This window comes from Flavobacterium sp. H4147, from assembly GCF_029360735.1.
Taxonomy (GTDB): Bacteria; Bacteroidota; Bacteroidia; order Flavobacteriales; family Flavobacteriaceae; genus Flavobacterium; species Flavobacterium endoglycinae.
Map to the genome: position 1 here is coordinate 911,551 of NZ_JARKNB010000002.1, position 24,466 is coordinate 936,016.

General features: G+C 33.6%; 22 protein-coding genes. 12 read left to right on the top strand and 10 right to left on the bottom strand.

From position 1 onward, the window contains the following. Window positions 1–69: 69 nt before the first annotated feature. A complete protein-coding gene (locus tag P2W75_RS11775) occupies window positions 70–1,119 on the bottom strand; it encodes a sensor histidine kinase KdpD (protein ID WP_207296952.1) in 1,050 nt (349 codons plus the stop codon). A 158-nt stretch (window positions 1,120–1,277) separates the two neighbouring features. Between P2W75_RS11775 and rlmD the strand changes: the two genes are divergently transcribed. From rlmD to P2W75_RS11790, 3 genes are read left to right on the top strand one after another with little or no spacing between them, the layout of a single operon-like run. Then, window positions 1,278–2,690 carry a 23S rRNA (uracil(1939)-C(5))-methyltransferase RlmD gene (gene rlmD, locus P2W75_RS11780; RefSeq protein ID WP_276380624.1) on the top strand — a complete coding sequence of 471 codons (1,413 nt, stop codon included), beginning with the start codon at window positions 1,278–1,280 and terminating at the stop codon, window positions 2,688–2,690. A 14-nt stretch (window positions 2,691–2,704) separates the two neighbouring features. Beyond that, on the top strand, window positions 2,705–3,268 hold the full coding sequence (locus P2W75_RS11785; RefSeq protein ID WP_207296954.1) for a DUF6452 family protein: 564 nt from the start codon (window positions 2,705–2,707) through the stop codon (window positions 3,266–3,268). Next, window positions 3,240–4,073, top strand: a complete 834-nt coding sequence (locus P2W75_RS11790) for a DUF6048 family protein (RefSeq protein ID WP_276380625.1) — start codon at window positions 3,240–3,242, stop codon at window positions 4,071–4,073. Before P2W75_RS11785 ends, P2W75_RS11790 begins: the two co-directional genes overlap by 29 nt. Before the next feature lie 56 nt (window positions 4,074–4,129). Here P2W75_RS11790 and P2W75_RS11795 read toward each other — a convergent pair whose 3' ends face one another. The 3 genes from P2W75_RS11795 to P2W75_RS11805 all read right to left on the bottom strand — a co-directional run bounded on the left by P2W75_RS11795 (window position 4,130) and on the right by P2W75_RS11805 (window position 6,334). After that, entirely contained in the window at window positions 4,130–4,822 is a 693-nt protein-coding gene (locus tag P2W75_RS11795; RefSeq protein ID WP_276380626.1) for an aspartate/glutamate racemase family protein, read from the bottom strand. 16 nt (window positions 4,823–4,838) lie between these two features. Then, window positions 4,839–5,075: a hypothetical protein gene (locus tag P2W75_RS11800; protein ID WP_276380627.1), complete on the bottom strand. Its 237-nt coding sequence runs from the start codon at window positions 5,073–5,075 to the stop codon at window positions 4,839–4,841. A 95-nt stretch (window positions 5,076–5,170) separates the two neighbouring features. Further along, window positions 5,171–6,334 (bottom strand): class I SAM-dependent RNA methyltransferase, encoded by a 1,164-nt coding sequence (locus P2W75_RS11805; RefSeq protein ID WP_276380628.1) that lies wholly within the window; start codon window positions 6,332–6,334, stop codon window positions 5,171–5,173. Between the two features lie 155 nt (window positions 6,335–6,489). Here P2W75_RS11805 and P2W75_RS11810 point away from each other — a divergent pair, with 155 nt between their 5' ends. Beyond that, on the top strand, window positions 6,490–7,254 hold the full coding sequence (locus tag P2W75_RS11810; RefSeq protein ID WP_276380629.1) for a bifunctional 2-polyprenyl-6-hydroxyphenol methylase/3-demethylubiquinol 3-O-methyltransferase UbiG: 765 nt from the start codon (window positions 6,490–6,492) through the stop codon (window positions 7,252–7,254). 87 nt (window positions 7,255–7,341) lie between these two features. Beyond that, on the top strand, window positions 7,342–8,010 hold the full coding sequence (locus P2W75_RS11815; RefSeq protein ID WP_207296960.1) for a ZIP family metal transporter: 669 nt from the start codon (window positions 7,342–7,344) through the stop codon (window positions 8,008–8,010). Between the two features lie 191 nt (window positions 8,011–8,201). On the opposite strand, the gene P2W75_RS11820 is transcribed toward P2W75_RS11815, so the two are convergent. Together P2W75_RS11820 and P2W75_RS11825 are read right to left on the bottom strand one after the other, a co-directional pair. Beyond that, window positions 8,202–10,589 (bottom strand): TonB-dependent receptor domain-containing protein, encoded by a 2,388-nt coding sequence (locus P2W75_RS11820; RefSeq protein WP_276380630.1) that lies wholly within the window; start codon window positions 10,587–10,589, stop codon window positions 8,202–8,204. Between the two features lie 155 nt (window positions 10,590–10,744). Beyond that, complete coding sequence (locus P2W75_RS11825; protein WP_276380631.1) at window positions 10,745–11,884, bottom strand: AraC family transcriptional regulator; 1,140 nt, start codon at window positions 11,882–11,884, stop codon at window positions 10,745–10,747. Between the two features lie 177 nt (window positions 11,885–12,061). Here P2W75_RS11825 and murQ point away from each other — a divergent pair, with 177 nt between their 5' ends. The 7 genes from murQ to P2W75_RS11860 all read left to right on the top strand — a co-directional run bounded on the left by murQ (window position 12,062) and on the right by P2W75_RS11860 (window position 17,884). Continuing rightward, a complete protein-coding gene (gene murQ / locus P2W75_RS11830) occupies window positions 12,062–12,874 on the top strand; it encodes an N-acetylmuramic acid 6-phosphate etherase (protein ID WP_276380632.1) in 813 nt (270 codons plus the stop codon). Between the two features lie 162 nt (window positions 12,875–13,036). After that, window positions 13,037–13,258, top strand: coding sequence for a DUF6095 family protein (locus tag P2W75_RS11835; RefSeq protein WP_276380633.1), 222 nt, complete (start codon window positions 13,037–13,039; stop codon window positions 13,256–13,258). 62 nt (window positions 13,259–13,320) lie between these two features. Further along, the gene (locus P2W75_RS11840) at window positions 13,321–13,893 is read left to right on the top strand and encodes a pentapeptide repeat-containing protein (protein WP_276380634.1); all 573 of its coding nucleotides are present in this window, start codon (window positions 13,321–13,323) and stop codon (window positions 13,891–13,893) included. 21 nt (window positions 13,894–13,914) lie between these two features. Beyond that, window positions 13,915–14,490, top strand: coding sequence for a DUF1572 family protein (locus P2W75_RS11845; protein WP_276380635.1), 576 nt, complete (start codon window positions 13,915–13,917; stop codon window positions 14,488–14,490). Between the two features lie 276 nt (window positions 14,491–14,766). Further along, window positions 14,767–15,138, top strand: coding sequence for a DNA topoisomerase IV (locus tag P2W75_RS11850; protein WP_276380636.1), 372 nt, complete (start codon window positions 14,767–14,769; stop codon window positions 15,136–15,138). A gap of 197 nt (window positions 15,139–15,335) precedes the next feature. Then, window positions 15,336–17,255 carry a DUF294 nucleotidyltransferase-like domain-containing protein gene (locus P2W75_RS11855; RefSeq protein WP_276380637.1) on the top strand — a complete coding sequence of 640 codons (1,920 nt, stop codon included), beginning with the start codon at window positions 15,336–15,338 and terminating at the stop codon, window positions 17,253–17,255. Window positions 17,256–17,257: 2 nt separating this feature from the next. After that, window positions 17,258–17,884 carry a PolC-type DNA polymerase III gene (locus P2W75_RS11860; RefSeq protein WP_276381003.1) on the top strand — a complete coding sequence of 209 codons (627 nt, stop codon included), beginning with the start codon at window positions 17,258–17,260 and terminating at the stop codon, window positions 17,882–17,884. A 50-nt stretch (window positions 17,885–17,934) separates the two neighbouring features. Here the strand turns inward: P2W75_RS11860 and P2W75_RS11865 are convergent, their stop codons facing one another. From P2W75_RS11865 to pncB, 4 genes are all read right to left on the bottom strand, one after another. Next, complete coding sequence (locus P2W75_RS11865; RefSeq protein ID WP_276380638.1) at window positions 17,935–18,270, bottom strand: hypothetical protein; 336 nt, start codon at window positions 18,268–18,270, stop codon at window positions 17,935–17,937. Window positions 18,271–18,426: 156 nt separating this feature from the next. Next, window positions 18,427–21,147: a DNA gyrase/topoisomerase IV subunit A gene (locus P2W75_RS11870; RefSeq protein ID WP_276380639.1), complete on the bottom strand. Its 2,721-nt coding sequence runs from the start codon at window positions 21,145–21,147 to the stop codon at window positions 18,427–18,429. A gap of 58 nt (window positions 21,148–21,205) precedes the next feature. Then, complete coding sequence (locus P2W75_RS11875) at window positions 21,206–23,074, bottom strand: DNA topoisomerase IV subunit B (RefSeq protein ID WP_276380640.1); 1,869 nt, start codon at window positions 23,072–23,074, stop codon at window positions 21,206–21,208. 162 nt (window positions 23,075–23,236) lie between these two features. Beyond that, the gene (gene pncB / locus P2W75_RS11880; RefSeq protein ID WP_276380641.1) at window positions 23,237–24,412 is read right to left on the bottom strand and encodes a nicotinate phosphoribosyltransferase; all 1,176 of its coding nucleotides are present in this window, start codon (window positions 24,410–24,412) and stop codon (window positions 23,237–23,239) included. Window positions 24,413–24,466 lie beyond the last annotated feature (54 nt).

Consider the following 24,466-nt stretch of genomic DNA (forward strand, 5'->3'; position numbering starts at 1 on the left):
TTCTAAGGTTTAAACTATTTAAAAATCTTAGAACCTTAGTATCTTAGCACCTTAGAGCCTTAAAAAAAACTAGATTTCAAATTCAATTTTAAACTCGGCTCCTTTGTTTTTGCCTTCGCTTAACGCACTGAGTTTTCCTTTATTTTTCTCGATTATCTTTTTACATAAATAAAGCCCGATTCCAGTCGAAGTTTCGTTTGCGGTTCCAAGACGGCTCATTTTGGTAAACTTCTTAAAAAGTTCGTCAATTTGTGTTTTATCAAAACCAATACCTTTATCGGCTACGGTTATGACTAAATGAGAGTTTTCTTTGTAAATCCGTACTTTAACTTCACTGTCAAAATAAGAAAATTTGATTGCATTACTTATTAAGTTTACTAAAACCTGAACCAGCAGACCTTCATCAATTTTAAGTCTCGCTTCATCTGTTTCTACACTTAAATTCAATGTTATGTTTTTATCCAGCAAGCGTTGTTCAACCTGTTCGTTAATAAAAGGAACAACGTTTGAGAATGAAATAGTCCTGATTTCCTGATTGACTTTTACAACCTGATCCTGCTCTTTTAAAAGCTTAATAAAGTTTTCGATGTATCGAAATTGCAGATTAGTCGATTCGCATATTAAATCTGCCAAATGTTTAATAGATTCAGAAGGATTTTCGCTTAAAATTAATTTAGCCAAACCCTGCGGATTTCCTGCAAAGTTTTTTAAATCATGTGAAAGCATATAAATCAAATCCTGTTTTTCGTTTATAAAACTCTCCGATTCGTAAATAGACTCTTGAATATTGCACATTAACAAACCTGCTTCATCTGTATAATCTGTTGGCAGAACGGATAATTTTCGGCTGTTTCTGTAATCATCCAGTGATTTTGATGCAATAGAAATAGGATAAATAAGCTGTTTTAAAACCAAAAGTGTAACTGCCGTTGCCAATAAAGTCATAATTAAAGAAAAAATCAAAATAGACATTGGTGAAACGGTATGTTCGAAGAAAAGTACAAAAAACAAAATCCCAATCAGCGGAATATGAATCCCTATAAATGCGACAAATAAAAATTTAAACGCATAGCTTTTCTTTAAAAAGCCAATTTGTGAAAGATTATGATATAACTTCATAAATACATAACAAGACTATAGGTTATTATCGTAGCATTTTGGGGTAATACTAAGGCAAAGTTAGCTTTTAAAGTTCAGCAAACCAACAAATTCAATAATTTGATAAAATATTTTGAAAATTAAATTTGTAAAAGTTTACAAAGGCTTATTTTTGCGCTATGGGAAGAAAAAATACAGACAAAGTTGTCTTTCATCAAATTGAAGTTTTAGATGCCGGAGCAAAAGGAGTATCAGTAGCGAAAGCTCCAGACGGAAAAGTAATCTTTATTCCGAATGTAGTGCCTGGCGATGTTGTTGATGTACAAACATTCAAAAAAAGAAAAGCCTATTACGAGGGAAAAGCCGTGAAATTTCACGAATTATCCAAACATCGTATTGATCCAATCTGCGAGCACTTTGGTGTGTGTGGCGGATGCAAATGGCAGAATATGAAATACAGCCAGCAGTTGTATTACAAACAAAACGAAGTAAAAAATCATTTACAGCGAATTGGGAAAGTAGAACTTCCTGAATTTGAAGATATTTTAGGTTCAGAGAAACAGCTTTTCTATAGAAACAAAATGGAATTTTCGTTTTCAAACAGCCGTTGGTTAACCGAAAAAGAAATTGGGAGCACAGAAGATTTAGGCAACAGAAATGCCTTAGGTTTTCATATTCCGAAAATGTGGGATAAAATTCTGGACATTGAGAAATGCCACTTACAGCAAGATCCTTCAAATGCTATTAGAAACGAAATCAGGGCTTTTGCCAACGAGCATAATCTTGCTTTTTTTAATCCGAGAGAACATTCAGGTTTATTGCGAACTTTAATGATTCGTACCGCTTCAACTGGTGAAATCATGGTTTTGATTCAGTTTTTTGAAGATGACAAAGCAAATCGTGAATTGATTTTAGATCATTTATATGAAAAATTTCCACAAATTACTTCTTTACAATATGTGGTAAATGCAAAACAAAACGATACTATTTACGATCAGGATATTAAACTTTACAAAGGAAGAGATTATATTCTGGAAGAAATGGAAGGTTTGAAATTCAGCATCAACGCTAAATCGTTCTACCAGACCAATTCTGATCAAGCATATGAATTATACAAAATAACACGCGATTTTGCATGGCTTACAGGAAACGAAACAGTTTATGATTTATACACTGGAACGGGAACTATTGCACAATTCGTTTCTAAAAAAGCCAAAAAAGTAATTGGAGTAGAAAGTGTTCCTGAAGCTATTTTAGACGCTAAAGCAAATGCGGAACGCAATAATATTACGAATTGTGAGTTTTTTGTTGGTGACATGAAAGTGGTATTCAATGAAGCTTTTATTGCACAGCACGGAAAACCAGATGTTATTATAACTGATCCACCAAGAGACGGAATGCACGCACTGGTTATTGATCAGATTTTAAAAATTGCTCCTAAAAAAGTAGTTTATGTAAGCTGTAATTCTGCTACACAAGCAAGAGATTTAGCTTTAATGGATGAAAAATACAAAGTAACACGTGTTCGTCCTGTTGATATGTTTCCACAGACGCATCATGTTGAAAATGTTGTACTTTTAGAACTTCGTTAATTATAAAATTATAAATGAGAAAAATAGTTGCTTTTTTATTGCTTTTTACTTTTGGATTGTCCAGCTGTGAGAAAGATGATATTTGTGATGCAAATACACCTACTACTCCCCGATTAGTAATTAAATTCTTTGATATTGCAGATCCTGCCACGCCAAAAAATGTTCTGAACTTAAAAGTTGTTGGACAGGGTGGTGATGCAAATGGAATTGTATTTAATAAATCTGCTGCTGGAGATGCTAAATATTTAGCAAACGGAAATACTATTTCTATTCCGTTAAAAATTGATGCTGATTCTACTACCTATAGTTTTATATACAATGCTGCAAGTACAGATCCAACAGCAATAAATACTGATGTAATTACTTTTAACTACACCCGCCAGAATGTTTATGTTTCGAGAGCATGCGGTTTCAAAACGATTTTCACATTAAATTCAAGAACTAATCCTGACCGAAATACATGGGATTATGTATTAACAGACGGACCTTCTGGTGATGGTCTTTGGATACAGAATTCATTATTACAAACCCATAACATAGATTCAGAAAATGAAACACATCTTGAAATATACTTTTAGTCTTTGTTTTCTTTTATCAATGTTTTTGGGACATTCTCAAGTAACAAAAGATACCATAACTCTAAAAGATCTTGACGATAAAAAACCAAAAGTAACGGCTCCAAAATCAGCAACTCCAGAAGTTAAAAAAGACAGTGTTCCTGTTCCTCCTAAAACAGATCGTTATGGTTTACGTGTAGGTGTAGATTTGTATAAATTAACACGTGCTTTTTACGATAAAGATTATAAAGGAATCGAATTTACTGCCGACTGGCGTTTGACTAAAAGATATTATATCGCAGCCGAACTAGGTTTTGAAGATAAAACTACTGATGACGACCGATTAAACTCTACAGCGACAGGAACTTATATTAAAGGAGGTTTCGATTACAACTTGTACGACAACTGGCTTGATATGGAAAACCTAATTACGATTGGTCTTCGCGGAGGATTTAGTTCTTTCAGCCAAGATTTAAATAGTTATAAGATTTACAATCCAAATCCGTATTGGGGCGAACAGCCTTCAATTGCTGCAAATGAGAAACACAGCGGACTTTCTGCTGCTTGGCTTGAAGTTGCGATGGGAATAAAAGCAAAAGTTTTCAATAATATATTTGTTGGTTTTGGAGTGCAGCTAAAGCTTTTAGCTATGAACAACAAACCAGCCGGTTTTGACAACCTTTATATTCCGGGCTTCAACCGAACTTACGACGGAAGTTTTGGAGTAGGCTTCAACTATACGGTTTCATATTTTATTCCGATTTACAAGAAAAAAGTAATTGTACCGGAAATCAAAAAAGAAGAAGCACCTAAAAAAAAGAAATAGAGTTTTCTAGATCATAAAAAAGCCTCGATTAATTATTTCGAGGCTTTTTTTATTTGTCAAGACAACTGAAATTCAACAGCCGCCTTTGCATGTATAAGTGTCGTATCAAAAATAGGAACTGATAAATCTTCGGTTTTAATAACCAAAGGTATTTCGGTACAACCTAAAATAATCCCTTCAGCTCCATTTTTAATTAGTTCATTGGCTATTTCTAAATAATGCTTTTTCGTTTCATCGGTTACAATTCCTCTTCCTAATTCTTCGAAAATAGTATAATGAATAAAATCTTTATCTTCTTCGCTGGTTGGAATTATGGTTTCAATTCCTTTTTCGGCCAGTTTATTTTTAAAGAAATCAAGTTCCATTGTAAACTTAGTTCCCAATAAACCCACTTTTTTAAGGTTTTGTTTCTGGATTTCAACAGCCGTTTCAACTGCGATATGAATAACCGGAAGCTTAATCGCATCCTGAAGTTTATCGGCAATTAAGTGCATCGTATTGGCACATAAAACAATTGCTTCTGCTCCACCCGACTTTAAAAATTCACAGCCTTTTAAAAGCATATTAAAAGTCGAATCCCAATCGTTATTGTCGTTGTTCTTTTTAATATCAGCATAATTAAAAGAATAAACCAAACATTCTGAGAAATTCAATCCTCCCAGCTTTTCATTTATTCCCAGATTTATAAGTTTATAATAATCTGTTGTTGAGACCCAGCTTATTCCGCCTATAAGTCCAATTTTTTTCATAATGCTGATTTAAAAATTATCCAATTTCTCTAATTCCTTTTACAAATATCCATTTCATGAAAAGCTTTTCACCATCTTTTGTTTTTACAGCCTGAAATTTAGGACCAATAATGGTTACGATAACAAAAGAAGTCATCGGAATCCAAATCCCAGTTAAACCTGTGTACATGGCAATTATAAACCTTCCAGCTATAAATAAAATTGCAAATGTTCCTAATTGATATAAAAAAGCTCTTACTTGTAGTTTTGTCATTTTTTTTTATTTTTAAGGTTCAAAGGGACAAAGAAACAAAGGGACAAAGTTTTAACTCTGTACCTTTGTCACTTTGTAACTTTGTCTCTTTCTTACTATTCGTTTACTTGAAACTTCGTTCTCTTACTTCCTTCGTACATTTCGTATTTTACCAAGCGCGCTTCAAGACTTCCGTTGTAGAGTTTGATTTTTCTAGAAGGTTTTAAACCAACAAATTTTAAAGCTTCGAGATTTGCAGTTATAAACCACGCATTTGTTCCTGGATAATTTTTCTTCAAAGTATCGCCGATATTACTGTAAAATCTTTCCATATGAATATCCAAACGCTCATCATACGGCGGATTGAAAACAATATGCAGTTTCCCTTCTGTTTCCTTTTCGCTGTCAAAAAAGTTATTTTCAGAAACCGAAATATAATCTTCCAAATTAGCGTTTCTAATATTATCTTTTGCTTTGCTTACCGCACTTGGCGCTTTATCAAAACCTTTTATAGTATAATTAAACTCCCTTGTTTTCTTCATTAAACTATCGATAATAGTATCAAACAAGTCGTTGTCCCAATCTTTCCATTTTTCAAAAGCAAACTCTTTTCTATTGATATTCGCTGGAATATTGCAGGCAATCATTGCTGCTTCAGCCAAAAATGTTCCCGAACCGCACATTGGATCCAAGAAATGACTTTGTCCGTCCCAACCAGACAATAAAAGAATTCCCGCTGCTAAAACCTCATTAATAGGAGCAATATTGGTAGCCGTTCTATATCCACGCTGATGAAGTGAATTTCCAGAAGTATCCAAAGAAACCGAAACCTGATCTTTATCGATATGAACATTGATTCTTAAATCTGGATATTGTTTATCGATGCTTGGTCTTTGTCCTGTTCTTTCTCTAAACTGATCCACAATAGCATCTTTACACTTTTGAGAAACAAACTCAGAATGATTAAAAAAAGTAGAATGAACCGTTGTGTCGATTACAAAAGTCTGGTTGGCATTTAGATATTTTGACCAGTTTAAACCCGAAATACCTTTGTACAACGCTTGTTCATTATTAGCTCTAAATGAATAAATTGGTTTTAAGATTTTCAAAGCCGTTCTAAGCGATAAATTGGCTTTATACATAAAACCTTTATCTCCTTTAAAACTTACCATTCTCACTCCTGTTTGAACGTCCTGAGCACCAAGCGCACGCAATTCTTTCTCTAATATCTCCTCAAAACCAAAAAAACATTTGGCTATCATTCTAAAATTTTCTTCCATCTTTTCTTTTAAATTAAAAAAACTAAAATTTAAAAAGATGCACTGCCGTACATCTCTGATTAACGAACGATTATTGACGTATCGCTGTTTAATAGTTATTTTTCGGCAAAAATACACTAAATTTGCCGGACTTTGAATTAATTGAAATAGAATAAATGTCAGAACCACATAACTCATCAACGCCAAATCAAGACCGTAACACCGAAAATTGGTTTACGTCATGGTTTGATACTCCGTATTATCATATTTTATACAAAGATAGAAACTACCGAGAAGCTCAGATTTTTATGGATAATCTGACCCACTATCTCAACCTTCCTGAAAAAGCAAAAGTGCTTGATTTGGCCTGCGGAAAAGGGCGTCATTCTATTTATTTAAATCAATTAGGATACGACGTTTTAGGAGCCGATTTATCTGAAAACAGCATTACCGAAGCCAGCAAAAACAGCAACGATCACCTGCATTTCAAAGTACACGATATGCGTGAACCGTTTGAAGAAAAATTCGATGCTATTTTTAACCTTTTTACCAGTTTTGGTTATTTCGAAAACGACGATGACAACCTAACTACTTTAAAAGCAATCAAGGAAAGTTTATCTGACTATGGTTTTGCCGTAATCGATTTTATGAACGTCAATCAGGTAATCGAAACTTTGGTTCCTCAAGAAGTGAAAACCGTAGACGGAATCGATTTTCATATTAAACGATATGTTGAAGACGGGCATATTTTCAAAGAAATTGACTTTGAAGATCAAGGCAGAAAATTTCATTTTACCGAAAAAGTAAAAGCTTTATCTTTAAAAGACTTTCAGGAATTAATGGATGAAGCAGGAATTTACCTTTTGGATATTTTTGGAGATTACAAACTCAAAAAATTCCATAAAACAGAAAGCGAAAGATTAATCATGATTTTTAAGTAAATTGGTTAGTCGTTTAGTTGTTTAACCGTGCAATCGGACACAAAAACAATGAAACGATTAAACGAATCAACGATTAAACAAATACAAATGAACTATTTACTACCCTTATTTTCTGTACTTTTAGGATATAGTGTGGCTTTGTTTATAAAACCTCAAAACAAAACCAATTTAAAATTACTGCTAGCCTTTAGTGGTTCTTTTTTATTGTCATTAACCGTGATGCACCTTCTTCCTGAAGTTTACGAATCACACAATCACAATATTGGGATTTTTATAATGGTCGGGATTTTATTTCAGATCATACTCGAATTTTTCTCAAAAGGAGCCGAACACGGTCACGTACACGGACACGCAAAAATGTCTCAGATTCCGTGGTTACTTTTTATAAGCCTTTGCATTCATGCCTTTTTAGAAGGATTTCCCGTAAGTCATCATCACGGTTTGGCGGTCGGAATTGCCATTCATCACCTGCCAATTGCCGTTATTTTAACCACATTTTTCATCAATGCCGACTTAAATAAAAAAGCCATTTTTGCCTTCATGGTCACTTTTGCACTTATGACGCCTCTTGGTACAATTGCATCCGAATATTTAGCTTTTTTAAATCAATATTACACCGAAATCACTGCCATCGTAATTGGTATTTTATTCCATATTTCATCAACTATTATTTTTGAAAGCAGTGAAGGACATAAATTCAATATTGCCAAAGTTTCGATGATCGTACTCGGAATAGTATTGGCATTCATTTTATAATTAGGGCGTGCCACTATTTACTAAAAGACCCAATCAACTGTGCGTTCATTGGGTCTTTTAGTAAATACTGTCGGGCTATCCGCATTACTTCGGTAATTTGCTCCTATCCCTCACGCAATAAGAATTAGAAAAATAGTTTTAAAAACCTGTTAGGATAAATTATCTAATTGCCACATTTCCAAATTATCTAATTATTTTCCAGCTCGCTTTTTCTCCTCCTTATTTCCAAAATCTCTTTCCTGCACTTTTATCTTCTTGTTTCCAAAATTATACACAACAGATAATCTTAAGAATCGGTTGCTTTCATTTTGGCTGTATACCTGAGCAACACCATTTACAACTGATTTATATCCTTTTAAATAAGACGTATTAAAAAGATCATTCACCAAAAAAGTAAACTGAAGACTATTTTGGAGAAAACTCTTTCTCACCGCAATATTCAAACCAGCCATATATCCAACTTCATATAATCCTTTTTTAAACGGAGAACTGTAAAAATATTCTACCTGCAGTTTTGAAGTTTCATTCAACGAAAAAGTATTTTCGGTTGTAAAATAAAGCTGTTCAGTATTGGAAGGAACAGCATTCAATTGAGAAATAAAACTCGTTTTAGATCCTAAAAGATAAACCGAACTCTGCGTTTCAAACCAGCTTGTCACTTCTGCATTATAACTCTCGCCTATTCCAAATGAATTTTCATTAAAATAATTTTCACGGCTTATAATCTGTGTGTTGATTTCAGGATTTGATTTAAAAACGACACCAAAACCATCCGTTGTTCTATTAAAGAAAATATTCGTTCTAAAACTCTTTTTAAACGTATACGTAAAATCAAAATTATTACTGAATGAAGGTCTTAAAAAAGGATTTCCTTCAGAATAACTATTACTGTTGATATACGAACGAAACGGATTTAACAATCCAAATCCCGGACGATTGATTCGTTTTCCATAATTCAAATTAAAACCATGATTTTCACTCAACTGATAATCAATATAAAAACTCGGAAACAACTTTAAATAATCATTTTTAATTTTCTGATTTAAGGTTTCAGAATAACCGTTTGTCTGCGTATTTTCTAATCGTAATCCCAACTGAAATGTCAATTTATCATTGATTTTCTTATTTCCGTTCAAATAAACCGCCTGGTTATTTTCTTTGTATTCAAACACATTCGACTGATTGGGATCTAATTCTGGAGAACCGCTGATGTTATTGTAATAAAACACGTCGCTGTTGCTTTTTATAAAACTAATTTTAGCGCCATACGACAAATCCATTATGCTTAAAGGATAATCAAAATCTGTTTTCAAACTAATATTGTCAATATTCTGATTGGAATTATTTCTCGCTGCTTGATTCGTGTTTCTATAAGTTACTTCAGGTGAATAAGATGTAGCAGTGAAGTTCTTATCAAATCTTGAATTATAAGTAAAATAATCCAAATCAACGCTTACTTTTCTGCCCACAGAATCCAATTTCGAAATCAAATGAGCATTGTACGCCTGGCTTCCTGAATATTTCCTATTGAAACCTTTATTTACCAAAAGCGAATCAATGGTATTGGCATTATTAAAAATATGAATCATTGTATTCGATTTCATATCAGGAGTATAATTTTCATTTAAATACTGAATTCCAATTGTTGTTTTATCCGAAATATCATAATCCAGCGAAATACGGCCAGAAAGACTATTTTCTTTTTGTTTTGAAACATCTCGCAGCTGCCAAAGACCTGTTGGATAATACACATCTAAATCTTCTGTATTGTTTGTATTTCCAATTCGCCCATTTGCGCTCAACGCCATTCTGAATTTATTTTTATTGTAGAAAAAGCTGTTTCTAAGCGTAAAAATTCCGTATTTATTCTGATCGTATGAAAGAGTTGAAGTATTTTTCCATGAATTAACCATCCCTTTTTTCATAATGATATTGATAATTCCGCCTGTTCCGTTTGCTTCGTATTTTGCAGGCGGATTGGCAATAACTTCAATATTTTTAATATCATTTGCCGAAATAGATTTTAAAAAACTATTCAATTCTTCACCAGATAACTCAATCATTCTGCCATCGATCATAACTCTCGATGCACCTTTTCCTAATATAGTGATCGCATTACTTTGCACCACAACACCAGGTGCATTATTAATTGCGCTTAAAGCATCGCCGCTTACTGCCGAAATATTGTTTTCTATAGTATATACAACACGATCAATCTTTTGTTCAATTGTATTCTTTTTCGTTTTCACAACTACTTCGTTTAAACTTGTCGTGTTTTCTTTTAAAATTATAATTCCTAAATCAGTATCTTTTTCAAGTGCAATTTCCTGTTGATATTCTGAAAATCCTAAAAGACTAATTCCAATTTTATAACTCCCTTTTTTAAGAACGATTTCAAAAGTTCCATCTGGTTTGGTCGTAGTTCCGTCGATAATTTTTCCTTCCGAATTGAATATCGAAACATCTGCCCATTCCAAAAGAGCTTTTTCACTTGATACTTTCCCTTTTAATTGCAATGCCGACTGTGCTAAACAAAATAAAGGCAATACTAATAGAATAAGGAGGTTTAATTTTTTCATGATTTCTAATTTTAACTTGTTCGATTAATTTGAAGCAAAGCTCTATCAGAAATTTTCGGAATTCGACCGACAAAAAAAGTCGAACCATTTTATTCTCAAGAAATGGGTTCGACTTTATTTAGCATCAAGTTCGACTTTTTACAAAACCTTTATTTTCAACTATTTCTATAAGCTGTTGGTGTTAAATTAGTATATTTTTTAAAAGCAGTATTAAATGAAGATTTAGAATTAAAACCAACTTCGTACAGAATTTCCAAAACCGTAAGATTGCTTTTTGACGAATCTTTTAAAATCTTCATGGCTTTTTGAATGCGATATTCATTGACAAAATCAAAAAAATGCTGATCGATATGATGATTAATTAAAACCGACAATTCACGAACCGGCATATTAATTTGATTACTTAATTCTTGAATGGTCAACGAAGGATCAAGAAAAGGTTCCTTCTGATCCATATATTCTCTTAAACTCAAAATCTGATTTTTGATTACGTCATTTTCAAAAGTACCAGAGGTTTGTTTTTCTTCAGTTTCCGGAAGAATGTCTTTTGCTAGTTTTAATTTTGAATTTATGCCTCTAAAAAGTTCAGGATGATTTAAAGCTTTCATTATAAACCAACACGTAACGAGCAGTGCAATACTTCCCACCAAAACATTAGCCCAAATAAAGGTTTCCTTGAAATTTGTATAACGCAATAAATTTTTCAATACCACAATTGAATGTGCAATAAGAAAAACCGTAGTCATTTGAAAAAGCCATTTGTAGGTTGAAAAACCTGTTCTGGCATAATTCTCTAAATAAAGTTCTTTATACTTCTTTAAAATCAAATAAACACTTACAATGTAAAACAAATACTGAATTTCGACTACAACACGAAAAAACAGCATTTCAGGCATTTGATTGTGCACTTCGAAAAACTGGATTTTCTGCAATTCATCTGCTGCATAAAATCGGGGAATAAAAATTAAATTCACAACCAAAAAAGGAATCACATGCCATAAATGTTTCCATTTTAATTGAAAATCAGAATAACATACTGCCAAAACAAACAAATAAAACAACGGCATTCCTAATAAGCATGTTGTCCATCTAAAAGCTTCTAGATTCAATTGTCCTTCGATAAATTCGTAAAAAAAGAAACCACTCAGATCCAGCGCACTTAAAATAAAAAAGAAGGCAAATAAACGGTTCGCCAGTTTATTCTGTGTTTTTACAGTAAAAAGAAAAAACGCCAGCAAGAGCGAAACAAAAACGGCAATCCAGGCGATTACATTTAAAAAATTTAATTTGTCCATTGGTGTTTATTATAAAACAAATATAGCATTTTACTTCATTTAGACAGAAGTTCAAAACAATTCGAAGACGCAAAAGCATTTGAAAAAAGGCTAAAAATCTTGCTCAGTTTAACTTTGATTTTTTACTGAGTTGCCATAAAAAAGTTTAATTTTGGAGGATAACTATTTCTACAAAAAATGACGTTTACAAAAACAACCGAACAATCTTCAAAATACGAACATTTAGAAAAAATGTCAGTCAATGAACTACTGACCAATATTAATAACGAAGACAAAACTGTGCCTCATGCAGTCGAAAAAGCCTTACCGCAGATAGAAGCTTTAGTAGCACAAACTGTGTCAAATTTAAAATTGGGCGGACGTATTTTTTATATTGGAGCTGGAACATCTGGCCGTTTAGGTGTTGTAGATGCTTCTGAATGCCCGCCAACTTTTGGCGTTCCATTTGATTTGGTAAACGGAATAATCGCAGGAGGTGACACCGCTATCCGTCGTGCTGTAGAAAATGCCGAAGATAATCCAACGCAAGCTTGGCTTGATTTACAAGCGCACAACATCAATCAAAATGATATAGTAATTGGAATTGCGGCTTCGGGAACCACTCCGTATGTTATTGGTGGTTTAGAAACTTGCAACGAAAATAATATTGCAACAGGCTGTATAACGTGCAATGCAGGAAGTCCGCTGGCATTGACTGCTAAATTTCCTATTGAAGTAGTAGTTGGGCCCGAATTTGTCACTGGAAGTTCAAGAATGAAAGCAGGAACTGCACAGAAATTGGTTTTAAACATGATTTCGACTGCATCAATGATTCAGCTTGGAAAAGTAAAAGGAAACAAAATGGTCGATATGCAGTTAAGCAACATTAAACTAGTTGACCGAGGTGTAAAAATGATTATGGGAGAAATTCCAGTTTCATATGAAGAAGCATCAGAATTATTAAAAAAGTATGGCAGTGTAAGGAACGCTGTTGATAATTATAATAAGTAAAAGGTTTGTTTAACCGCAAAGCACGCGAAGTTTTACGCAAGGTTCGCAAGTTTTTGTAAAAGCTTTGCGAACTTTGCGCTTTAGTTAAAGTTCTAATAAAAAACTTTGCGTGCTTTGCGGTTGAACACAAGTCAAAGAAACTTAAAACCTGAAACAAAAAACATGGCAACAAACAAACAATTACTAATGAAAGGAATAAAATATTTAACTGGTGCATTGCCGTTATTGTTTATCGGCCCTTCACTAATTTACAACGCATTTCAAAATCAGCATACCAATTGGCATTATTTGGTTTTAGGAATCGGAATTATTGCCTGCTTGTCTTCGATGGTTTTAATCTTTTTGGGATTGAGAATCATAATGAAAGGTATATTTAACGACTAAATAATTGAGAAATCAACCTAATAAGTTTAAATCCTTAATCACATTATCCACAAAAAACATTCATGGAAAGTCTAATTCACATTCAAAAAACATTCGAAAAAGTCGTTTATATTGATAAAAAAATAAACAACCGGGAGTTCGAAGATTGTGTATTTAAAAACTGCGACTTTTCAAACAGTAATTTTGGATACAATACTTTTCTGGATTGTGAATTCATCGATTGCAATCTTTCTATGACAAGTCTGGCTGGAACGAGTTTAAAAAATGTCACTTTTAGAAACTGCAAACTTTTAGGGATTGCATTTAACGAATGCGACGATTTTTTGTTTCAAGTTCATTTTGAAGAATGTGTTTTAGATTATGCGTTGTTTTCGAATAAAAAAATGCCTAAAACCAAATTCATTAATTCCTCAGTTCGCGAAGTAACCTTTATTGGAACCAATTTAACCAGTTCGGTTTTTGACAATTGTAATTTAGACGGAGCCATTTTTAATGAAACCCAATTAGCTGGAGTTGATTTTAGAACAGCTTACAATTTTAAGATTGACCCTGAATTTAATCCGATGCGAAAAGCGCAATTTTCTACCAGTGGAATTGTTGGATTATTAGACAAATATGATATTAAAATCGTTTGATTTAATTAAAAATTAAACTCTATGAGCGCAGATCAATCCTATCTGGAAAGTGCCAAAAAACAATTTTTGTATTATAAAATGCTTGGCGAAAAAGCAATGGATCAATTAGAACCTCAACAGCTTTTTGTTACTGTAAATGAGGATACTAACAGCATTGCCACCATTGTAAAACATATTTCGGGCAATATGCTTTCGAGGTGGACCGATTTTCTAAGTTCTGACGGCGAGAAAGAATGGCGAAACCGCGATGCCGAATTTGAAAATGATTTACAATCGAAAGAGGAAGTTTTAGAAATTTGGAACAAAGGCTGGGACTGTCTGGAAAATGCATTGGAAAGTTTAAAACCAGAACAACTCTCTGATATTATTTACATTCGAAATGAAGGTCATACGGTTATTGAAGCTATAAATCGTCAATTAGCGCATTATCCCTATCATGTTGGACAGATGGTTTTTTATGCCAAACAGCTGAAAAACAGCGAATGGAACAGCTTGTCGATCCCGAAAAATAAATCAAGTAATTACAACGCTGAAAAGTTTGCCAAAGAAAAAGAAATTAAGAACTTTACCGATGACGAACTAAAAAGGTTGAAATGATTGAATATCATGTTCGTTTAGGAGGATTTTGGTATTGGGTTATAATTAAATTCTGCCAGACAGAATTATCAACTGAACAAACTGTTGATAATAAAAGACGTAATTTAATTTTTCTCGGGATTCTCAATATTATTTTTGCTCTTTTTATTAGTTCAATTCTTATTTACAATGTCCTTTCCTAGCCCTGATGGAAGCGGCATCCTTTTTCTGGCTTCTTTAGCCAGGAAAAGATATAGCGGACAGCAGGAATAGCTCCTAAAAAATAACTTAATTAAAATGAAAAAAATTATATTCTTATTTCCAGTTCTAGCGTTAGTATCTTGTTATAATGCAGAACACAATTGCAAAGATTTCAAAAACGGAAAATTTAAATTTGAGACTGAAGTCAGCGGAGTAAAAAAAACGACCTTTTTTGAACGCAAAGACAGTATTGAAATCGAAACTTTTGAAGGAAAAACAGATACCGCAACTATCCGCTGGGTAAGTGACTGCGAATATATACTGCAAAAAAAGCATCCCAAAAATATGGCTGAAGAAAAAGCAATCAGCATGAAGATTTTAACCACTTCTAAAGATTCTTATACGTTCGAATATGGCTTAGTTGGTTCTGAAGAAAAACAACGAGGCACCGTTCATAAAGTGGATTAAAACCTAATTTGAAATATATTAAAGCTCCAATTTTGGAGCTTTTTTTAAACTATGAAGTCAATAATTCACAAAGTTTAATATCTTCATTTTTTAAAACTTTATAACTCTACAACTTTGTCTCTTTGTAACTAAAAAATAAAAGGTGTTTCTTTTACATTTCTATTTTAAATAGTATTTTAGAACCTAAATCTAACCAAATGAAAAATACCATTTCGCAAAGAGTTGCTGACTTTTTAAAGAGTTATCCGCCGTTTAATTTTCTTCATCAAAAAGATTTAGAAAAATTATCGGAACAGATTTCTATTATCTACAAAGAAAAAGACGCTGTCATTTTTGCTGAGAATGATAAAACCCACGATTCTTTTTATGTTGTTCATAAAGGCGCAGTGGCTTTGAAAAAAAGCACTAAAAATACCGTTCTAGATATGTGTGACGAAGGTGATATTTTTGGTCTTCGTCCGCTCTTGGCACAGGAAAACTATATAATGGAAGCAGTCGCTCATGAGGAAAGTATTTTGTATGCGATTCCGATTGCCGTTTTTAAACCTTATGCGCTAGAGAACAGAAATGTTGGCAATTTCCTGATTGAAAGCTATGCTTCGAACACCCGAAATCCATATTCTGATATTCATAAAGATAAATTATACGGAGATGATGATTTGAATGAAAATCTTCAAACAAGTAACCACTCTTTCGATTTAACACCCATAAAATATTCGAAAAAAATTGTAACCTGCAGTCCGTCTACAACTGTAAAGGACATTGCGAAAATCATGGGCAAGAAAAAAGTCGGTGCGATTTTGATTGTTGATGAAATGCTCCCAATTGGTATTTTAACCGATAAAGATCTTCGAAATAAAATCGTAACGGGAGATTTCCCGATAACGACAACCGCCGAAACGATCATGACAAAACCCGTTATTACGTATCCCAAAAAAATGACGGTTACTGAGGCGCAAATGGCAATGATGAAAAGTGATATCAGTCATTTATGTTTAACAAAAGACGGTACGGTAAATACCAAAGCGGTTGGGATTCTATCAAAACATGATGTTATGGTAGCGCTAGGAAACAATCCAGCAGTATTGATTAAAGCGCTAAAACGAACCAAAAAAATCAAAGAAATAAAACCAATCCGTAACCAGATTATGCAGTTACTGCAAGGTTATCTGGATCAAAATATTCCAATGACTTTGATTACCAAAATCATTACAGAACTTAATGAAGCTTGTACAACGCGGGTTATTGAAATCTGTTTGGATAAAATGAGCAGTCCGCCACCGGCTAAATTTGCCTGGTTAGCCATGGGAAGCCAAGGTCGGGGCGAACAAATGCTTCATACCGATCAGGATAATGCCATTGTATACGAAAATGTAAACGAGGTTTTTAGAGATGAAACAAGAGTTTATTTTCAAAAATTTGCCGGGCTTGTCAACAAAGGTCTTTTTGAAATTGGATACGATTATTGCCCTGCCGAAATGATGGCATCAAACCCCAAATGGTGTATGAGTCTTGATGAATGGAAAAGTCAGGTACATCATTGGATTACCAATCCAGGGAAAAATGAGGTTTTATTATCGTTCATTTTCTTTGATTATAGTTCTACCTATGGCGATACTGAAATTGTGAGTCAATTATCGGATTATATTTTTGAAACTATAAAAGCCAATCCTATTTTTTATATGCATTTGGTAAGCGGTGCTTTGCAAAGCCCTTCTCCTACTGGTTTCTTCAGACAATTTTTAGTCGAACAAGATGGTGCTAACAAAGATAATTTTGACATTAAACGACGAGCTTTAATGCCTCTGACTGATGCTGCACGAGTTTTAATTTTGTCACATTCGGTTAAAGGAATCAGCAATACCGCTGAACGTTTCGAAAAACTGGCTGAACTAGAACCTAATAATAGAGAATTGTATTTATCCTGTTCGTATTCATTTAAAGCCTTACTGAAATTCAGAACCAAACAAGGTTTGCTGCACCATGATTCTGGTCAGTTTATCGAATTGGAATCTTTAACCAAAATGGAAAAAATTAAGCTGAAACGTACTTTTAAAACCATTAAAGAACTTCAGGAATTGATTTCGGTGCGCTTTAATATTTCAAATCTGGTATAATGATGGGATTATTCAATTTTTGGAAAAAAGAAGAGAATCTATTCGATGAAAATATTACAATCGAAGAAACACGTTTTGTAGTTTTAGATACAGAAACAACAGGTTTTGATTATGATAACGACCGAATTTTATGCATTGGAGCATTGGTTCTTCAAAATGGAATTATTGCAGTTCAAAACAGTTTTGAAGTTTATCTCGAACAAGAGCATTATGATAAAGCGACCGCTCAGATTCATGGAATTTTGAAAGCTTTCATTATACAACGTCCAACAGAATTAGAAGCTTTGCAACAGTTTTTAGATTTTTTAGGTGATTCGATCATCATTGCACATCACACTATTTTTGATATCACGATGATTAATAAAGCTTTGGAACGAAATGGTCTTCCGCAGTTAACCAACAAAACTTTAGACACAGCTTATTTGTACAAAAAGACACTCATAAAATCGCATTTGTTTGAACGAAAAGATCATTACACTCTTGATGATCTTGCTGATAAATTCGACATTTCAAAAAAAGACCGTCATAATGCTTTAGGTGACGCTTATATTACCGCTATTGCGTTTTTAAAAATTATCAAAAAGTTAAGAGAGAAAAAAGCGATTAATTTGAATTTCTTGTTTAAATAAGCTGTCAGGAGTATTCTGACAGCTTATTTAAAAAGCAATTATACTCTAAATTATTCATTACTATAAAAATCACTTTCTTTTTTAAACAAATAAATCTTAGATTTTTTTAAACTTCTTTCACTGAACATTCCCAAAGAATCTGGTTTTCGATATACTTTTTTAATTTCATATTCTTCTTTGTGCAATACTATCAAGCAATCTTCATTTGATTTTACATCGGCACTAAAATATCCAAGATCGTCTGTTTTCGTCACAATCCCGTTTACTTTTACGTACACATCTTTAATCGGTTTATCTGTATCATAATCGTAAACATAACTATAGAATTTATTATTAGTACAACTGGATAACAATACTATTAAAATAAGAAAATATCTGATCTTCATACTAAATTTAATTTCTATTTAAAAAATAGAAACAAATATAAAACTAGAGTTTTGGCATAAAGTCTACAATAAGTTAAAAAAATACAACAATAAGTTTTTTAACTTTAAATGAAAGATATAAAAAACGCTAAGAAATCAATCTTAGCGTTTTTTATTTTATTCTAAAACCAAACCGATTTGGCCGTCATCATCTAATTCAGTTTCGACTGGATCATCTTCTGAAATTTCTGGTTTTTCTGGAACTTCTTCTACAGGTTCTTCATATGGAAGCGGATCTAACAAATTGACTTGTCGTAATTTATCAGTTGTTAATTGATTTCCTAAGGCTTTAAAACCTTTTACGGCTATAAAGTCTTCAACATCAATATGAAGATCGTCTTTTTGAACTCCTTTTACTTTTGCAAAAACCAATTGGGCTACCGGACGATAATCTGTAGATACAATTTCTAATTGCGAATTTGGATGATCAGTTATAAAGCTTTCCTCTTTTCCTTCGTTTTCTACTAGGAAACGTTTTAAGAAATATCGTTCCTTTTCACCATCATAGTAAATGGCAGAAATTGGTTTCTTAGGCTTCCATTTTTCCAGCACAATCATATCTTCCTCAAAGTGAGTCGATAATTCTGGAATAATCACCTTTAGTTTACCTGACTGACTAATAACTAATATTTTATCTGTCGGTTTAAATTCACCCAGAAGTTCTCCTCTTCCATCAACATTTAAACGTTTTACGGTATCATCAAACCAAACTTTTCTTGGGAGTAAAGTCGAAATTCCTTTCTCTTTTAATTCAATTTTCTTGATTGGATATTTGGTTACCAAGTTTCCTTTTGATGCTCGGCCTTTAATCGCCAATTTAGCAAAATCAATATCGAATTTCAGTTTTTTAATTGTTCCTATTTGGCGTAATAAAATCGTTACAACCTCAGCTTCACCATTTGGATTATGTGAGAAATAAACAACTTGTGAACCGTTTGTTCCATTTGTTAAATCATACGCTTTATCACGAGTGACTCCAGTAACATTAAAGCGTTTTATATAGGATGGTCCTGATTTTCCATCACGATAAATCATGTTGTAAATGGTACGTTTATCACTTTTATCGAACACGGCGACGTGAATAATATCTTTTCCAACAAATGTTTTGGAATCAACTTTGGTAATCATCATTTTACCGTCGCGCAAAAACACAATTACATCATCAATATCAGAACAATCAGCTACGTATTCGTCTTTCTTTAAGCTTGTTCCAACGAAGCCTTCTTCGCGGTTTACGTATAGTTTTGTGTTACGTAAAACTACTTTTGTAGCCTCAACGTTATCAAAAACACGAAGTTCTGTCTGACGCTGACGTCCTTTTCCGTATTTCTCTTTTAATTTGGTAAAATAAGAAATAGCAAAATCAGTCAGATGTTCCAAATTGTATTCTACCTCTTTCATTTCTTCTTCCAGCTTCGAAATCAATTCGTCTGCCTTATCAGAATCGAAACGAGTAATACGAATCATTGGAATTTGAGTCAAACGCTGTAAATCATCATCGTTGATTTCTCTAACAAATGACTTTTTGAAAGGCTCAAATCTGTCATACAAGTATTTGTATAATGATTCTCTGTCTCCATATAATTTGAAATCAATGTACATTTCTTCACGAATGAAGATTTTCTCCAAAGTAGAAAAATGCCATTTATTTTTTAATTCTTCTAATTGAATTTCAAGTTCCTGCTTAAGTAAATCAACCGTTCTTTCTGTTGAAATTTTCAACATTTGAGAAACTCCAATAAACAACGGTTTGTTATCTTCAATAACACAACCTAAAGGTGCTATAGAAGTTTCACAAGCTGTGAATGCAAATAAAGCATCGATTGTTTTATCTGGCGAAACACCTGGGAAAAGGTGAATTAAAATTTCAACATCGGCAGCGGTATTGTCTTCAATTTTCTTGATTTTGATTTTACCTTTTTCATTGGCTTTCAAAATACTATCAATCAAACTAGAAGTATTGGTCGAAAACGGAATCTGTGTAATTACCAATGTATTTTTGTCTAACTGCGAAATTTTAGCGCGCACGCGTACACGTCCGCCACGCATTCCGTCGTTATAATTTGAAACGTCGGCTATACCAGCAGTCATAAAATCAGGATAGAGCGTAAACGGTTTTCCTTTTAAAATTTTAATCGAAGCGTCAATTAATTCGTTAAAATTATGCGGCAAAACTTTTGTTGATAGACCTACCGCAATACCTTCTGCTCCCTGCGCCAAAAGCAAAGGGAATTTTACTGGAAGATTAATAGGTTCTGCTTTCCTACCATCGTACGATAATCCCCATTCTGTAATTTTTGGAGAATACAGAACCTCCAAAGCAAATTTAGATAAACGTGCCTCGATATAACGGGGAGCGGCCGCACCGTCACCAGTTAAGATATTTCCCCAGTTTCCTTGGCAGTCAATCAATAAATCTTTTTGTCCAATCTGCACCATTGCATCACCAATACTCGCATCTCCGTGTGGGTGATACTGCATAGTGTGTCCTACTACATTGGCAACTTTATTATAACGACCATCATCCAACTCTTTTAACGAGTGCATAATACGACGCTGAACAGGCTTGAATCCGTCTTCGATAGCAGGAACGGCGCGCTCCAGAATTACGTACGAAGCGTAATCCAGGAACCAGTCTTTATACATTCCGGTTACTTTCGTAATAACATCTTCGCCTTCTTCTTCTTGATTTTCGTAAAAATGCTGTCCTTCAAAATGTTTAGCATCTACGTCGATAATTTCATCGTCATCTCCATTTTGATTGCCATCAATCTGGTTTTCATCCTGATTATTCTCGTCGTCGCTTGGAATCAAGTTGTCGTCTTCTTCGTCTTTCATTTTTTATGCTGAATTATTTCAGTATTTTTTCAATTTAATTTTAACTGAAGTATTTTCTTTAAGCTTCCTCAAGCTCATCAATTTCAACCTTCAAATTCTTAATAATAAAATCTTGTCTGTCAGGAGTGTTTTTTCCCATATAGAAAGATAACAACTGTTCAATCGAAGTATGTTTATCCATCATAACCGGATCAAGACGGATCGTATCTCCAATAAAGTTTTTGAACTCATCTGGCGAGATCTCTCCCAAACCTTTAAATCGGGTAATTTCTGGTTTTGGTTTTAGTTTTTCGATTGCTTCTTTTCTTTCTTCTTCAGAATAACAGTAAATCGTTTCTTTTTTGTTACGAACCCTGAAAAGTGGAGTTTGTAAAATATACAAATGTCCTTCTTTGATTAATTCTGGAAAAAACTGCAAAAAGAAAGTAATCAAAAGCAAACGAATGTGCATTCCGTCGACATCGGCATCAGTTGCGATTACGATGTTGTTGTAACGTAATTTTTCTAATCCGTCTTCGATATCAAGTGCTGCTTGCAATAAGTTGAATTCTTCATTTTCATACACAATTTTTTTACTCATCCCGTATGAATTCAAAGGCTTACCACGTAAACTGAAAACTGCTTGTGTGTTTACATCACGCGATTTAGTGATCGATCCAGAAGCCGAATCTCCCTCGGTAATAAAAAGTGTACTTTCTAAGTTTCTTGGATTTTTGGTATCTGGAAGATGCGCACGGCAGTCTCTTAATTTTTTATTATGAAGATTGGCTTTTTTAGCACGATCTGTTGCCAGTTTTCTAATTCCTGATAATTCTTTACGCTCGCGTTCTGCCTGAAGAATTTTACGCAATAAAGCTTCGGCAGTTGCTGGATTTTTATGCAGGTAATTATCTAATTTCGTTTTGATGAAATCATTAACGAAAGTACGAACAGAAACAGCTGGAGTTCCATCATCAGAACCCATATCGGTTGAACCTAATTTTGTTTTGGTTTGAGATTCAAAAACCGGTTCCATTACTTTAATGCTAATCGCACTTACAATCGATTTACGAACATCTGATGCTTCGAAATTCTTATTGTAAAATTCGCGAATAGTTTTTACAACTGCTTCACGATAAGCCGCTAAGTGCGTTCCTCCCTGTGTTGTATTCTGACCATTTACGAAAGAGTGATATTCCTCACTGTACTGCGTTTTACTATGCGTTAACGCTACCTCAATATCGTGGTCTTTCAGGTGAATAATTGGATATTCTAAGTCTTCTTCGTTGATGGTTTCTTCTAACAAATCACGAAGTCCATTTTCTGAATAGTATTTTTCTCCGTTGAAAATAATCGTCAAACCATTGTTCAAATAACAGTAGTTTTTGACCATTTTTACAACATATTCTAAACGGAACTTATAATTTTTGAAAATAGTTTCGTCTGGCGTAAAAGTTACTTTTGTCCCTTTACGTTTTGTAGTTTCTATTACGTCTTCTTCTAAAACTAAATTTCCAGCAGAAAATTCAGCTGCTTTTTGTTTCTCTTCACGAACCGATTCTACACGAAAATAAGTCGAAAGCGCGTTTACCGCTTTTGTTCCGACACCATTCAAACCTACTGATTTCTGGAAAGCTTTAGTATCGTACTTTCCTCCTGTGTTCATTTTCGAAACGACATCGACCACTTTTCCCAACGGAATACCACGTCCGTAATCACGAACTGTAACCGTTTTTTCTTTAATACTTACCTCGATAGTTTTCCCTGAGCCCATAACGAACTCATCGATACAGTTATCTAAAACCTCTTTTAGAAGAATGTAAATACCATCATCTGGTGCAGATCCGTCTCCAAGTTTTCCGATATACATTCCCGGACGCATACGGATATGTTCTTTCCAATCGAGTGACCGAATATTATCTTCGGTATATTGATTTTGCTCTAGCATAAATGAATTAAGGATTTTTGGCTAATGTACCATTTATCGGTAAAAAATAAAAGCGTATTATTTTTTTGTTACGAATAATAACAGTTTAAGTCTATTTAAATTGATTTTAAAATAAATCGGGGGCTAAAGATATAAAAAAACTGCTTTTTCAGCAAAAAAATACTATTTGATTCCGAGTACTTGCTTCGCCAGCGCAATCATTTCGGGTGTTCCCGTATTTTTGTTCTTTTCGTCGGATAATTTTACAACTCCCTGCCAATGTGTACTATCAGGTTTTGTATCTGTTAATTTTATGACCATGTTCATGGAAGGCAATCCTACATCATTTGTAAAATTAGTTCCTATTCCGAAAGACATTTTTATTTTGTCTTCACAGAAATCAGAAATGATTTTAACTTTTTCATAATTAAGCGAATCCGAGAAAACAATTGCTTTCGATTTTGGATCGATTCCCATTTTGGCGTAGTGGGAAATTACTTTTTGAGCAAATTCTACAGGATCGCCGCTGTCATGCCTAACGCCATCAAAAAGTTTGGAATATTTTTTATCAAATTGGTTAAAAAATATGTCGGTTGTATACGTATCTGTTAACGCAATTCCGAGATCTCCACCATACACCTGTGTCCAATGTTCAAGACTCATTGAATTGGCCATTTTAAAACCATATTGCGCGGCATGAAACATAAACCATTCATGTGCATGCGTTCCTAAAGGTCTTCTATTATTGACCATCGCAAAATGTACGTTACTGGTTCCTATAAAGCTTTGTCCGCCGTAGGTTCTCAGCGTTTCATTAACTAAATTATGAACATCGTATGAATGACGACGTCTGGTACCAAATTCTAAAACCGAAACTCCGAGTGTATTGTAATTATCGATTTTTTCTTTGGTCAGATTTTTTATAGCTTCATCATTTAAACGAATTAAATGGCTGGCTTTATAAAAAAGTTCCGAAATTAAAGACATAAGAGGCACTTCCCACAAAATTGTTCGGTACCAAAATCCTTCAACGGTAACGCTAATTTCTGAACCTTCTTGACTTATTTGCACTTCTGAAGGATCAAAGCTATATCCCTGAAGAAAATCCAGATAAGTTGGATCAAGATAAGGACAATAATGCGCCAGATAATTTTTTTCGTCTTTGGTAAGTTTCAAATCTGCCATCGCATCGACTGAACGACGAAGTAAATCTGCAAAACCAGCTGGAAAAATATGTTTTCCACGGTTTATAAATCCGTAACGGACTTTAGCCTTTGGAAAAAGTTTTATTACAGCATGCTGCATTGTAAATTTGTAGAAATCATTATCTAAAATCGATTTCAAAAAAGTAGTTTCCATGGCAATAAATTCGAATCATTTACTGCTAAGGTACGGTAAATTAAGGAAAGATGA